The 1,704-nt window shown below is 64.7% G+C and carries 1 protein-coding gene; it reads right to left on the bottom strand.

The window, feature by feature from the left end:
• Nucleotides 1-90: 90 nt before the first annotated feature.
• Nucleotides 91-1,356, bottom strand: coding sequence for a group II intron reverse transcriptase/maturase (gene ltrA, locus FHS34_RS41815; protein WP_184976190.1), 1,266 nt, complete (start codon nucleotides 1,354-1,356; stop codon nucleotides 91-93).
• Nucleotides 1,357-1,704: the final 348 nt, after the last annotated feature.

Below are 1,704 nucleotides of genomic sequence, written 5' to 3' on the forward strand. Positions count from 1 at the left end.
CGCCGAGTAGCCGGGGGGAATCTCACCCCCCGGCCCTCACAGAACCGTGCGTAAACCTCTCGATTTACACGGCTCGTGTCGTCCTGATCATCAGACCAGCACGGCGCACTGTGTCGGAGACAGGCGCCAGTGCGCGAACATGCGGGGGTATCGCTTCGCGATCTCCCGCAGCTTGGCCAGAGCCTTCCTCTTGCCCGCGAGCCGCTTGTACTTCTTCTGGATCCAGCGCACCAAGTAGGCGTTGATGCGCATCGCGAAGGGTTCCAACTCCCACCACCGGAACCGGCCGTAGTAGTTGATCCAGCCCGCCACCATGGGATTGATCCGCCGGGCGAGCTCGTGGAAGGTCAGACCGGTCCGCCGGTGCAGGTTCCAGGACCTCACCGTCCGCCCGATCCTCGTCAGGGCTTCCCTGCTGATGCCCGGGGCGAAGCCGACAGACTGCCTGCCGTGCCTGTCCCGGTTCCGCCTGGGCCGGAACGTGTATCCGAGGAACGTGAACGCCGTGTGCTCGTACGAGCCCCGGCGCTGCGAGTCCTTGCAGTAGACGATCCGGGTCTTGGCCGGGTGCAGCTGCAACCCGACCTCGGACATCCTGTTCCTGAGCGCCTCCAGTACCTCCTGGGCCTGGCGCTCGGTGACGCAGTGCAGCACCGCGTCGTCCGCGTAGCGCTCGAACCGGACGGTCGGGTACTCCCGGGCCATCCATGTGTCGAACGCGTAGTGCAGGAACAGGTTCGCCAAGACGGGAGACACCGGTGCCCCTTGCGGGGTGCCGCGGTCCCGTTCCAGCAGGGTGCCGTCGGGCATGACGAGCGGGGCGGCGAGCCACCGCCGCACGTACAACTTCACCCAGACGGCATCGGTGTGAGCCTCCACCGCCTTGACCAGGAGGTCCCAGGGCACGCTGTCGAAGAACTTGGAGATGTCGAACTCGACAACCCAGCTTCTCCCCCAGCAGCGTTCCCGGCATTTCTCCACAGCGTCCAAGGCGGACCGTCCCGGCCGGTATCCGAAGCTGTCCGGGTGGAAAATCGGATCCACCCTACGCATCAGATGACGGGCCACTACGGTCTGGGCCACCCGGTCAGCGACAGCGGGAATACCGAGCATTCTCGTGCCGCCGTCGTGCGGCTTGGGAATCTCCACTGCGCGCACCGGCGGAGGAAAGTATGAGCCCGATGACATCCGGTTCCAGACTTTGTAGAGGTTGTTCCTCAGGTCCTTCTCGAAGTCGTCGATGCTCTGCCCGTCCACTCCTGGCGCACCCTTGTTTGCCCTGACTTCCTCCCACGCCTCCTTGACTTCCCACTTCGAAATCTCAAACGGCTTGATCGATGACTTCAACTGGCTCATCGCACTCCTCCCGGGCACTCCCCGGTTGATGTGATCAACACAGCCACGGACGACCCGGCCCCTTCGCTCCGCCCCCGTTACAGGGGCTTCGTCACTACTACAGGCCGGTCCGCCGGCACTCCCCGCGTCGGTACTCAACCCCTCACAGTTGCGTCTGCCCGGGGTGCTCCCTCTCGCCCGCCCCGCGAGGGCGGGCAGTGTCGGGGAATGCCTTCTCCTGTTCCATGTGGAAGCCGCAGACCGGACTCACGTCGCCTGCATGCCGGACACCGCCTGGCCAATAAACGGGCTCCCGCCAGGCTTATCCCGGAGTTCAGGTAACACCCCGGTTTTGATGTCGTCTGGTTT

The sequence above is a fragment of the Streptomyces echinatus genome, assembly GCF_014203595.1.
GTDB classification, from domain to species: domain Bacteria; phylum Actinomycetota; class Actinomycetes; order Streptomycetales; family Streptomycetaceae; genus Streptomyces; species Streptomyces echinatus.

Excerpts from the sequence above, each read along its gene's own strand:
- ltrA (WP_184976190.1), bottom strand. The coding sequence starts at position 1,356 with ATGAGCCAGTTGAAGTCATCGATCAAGCCGTTTGAGATTTCGAAGTGG.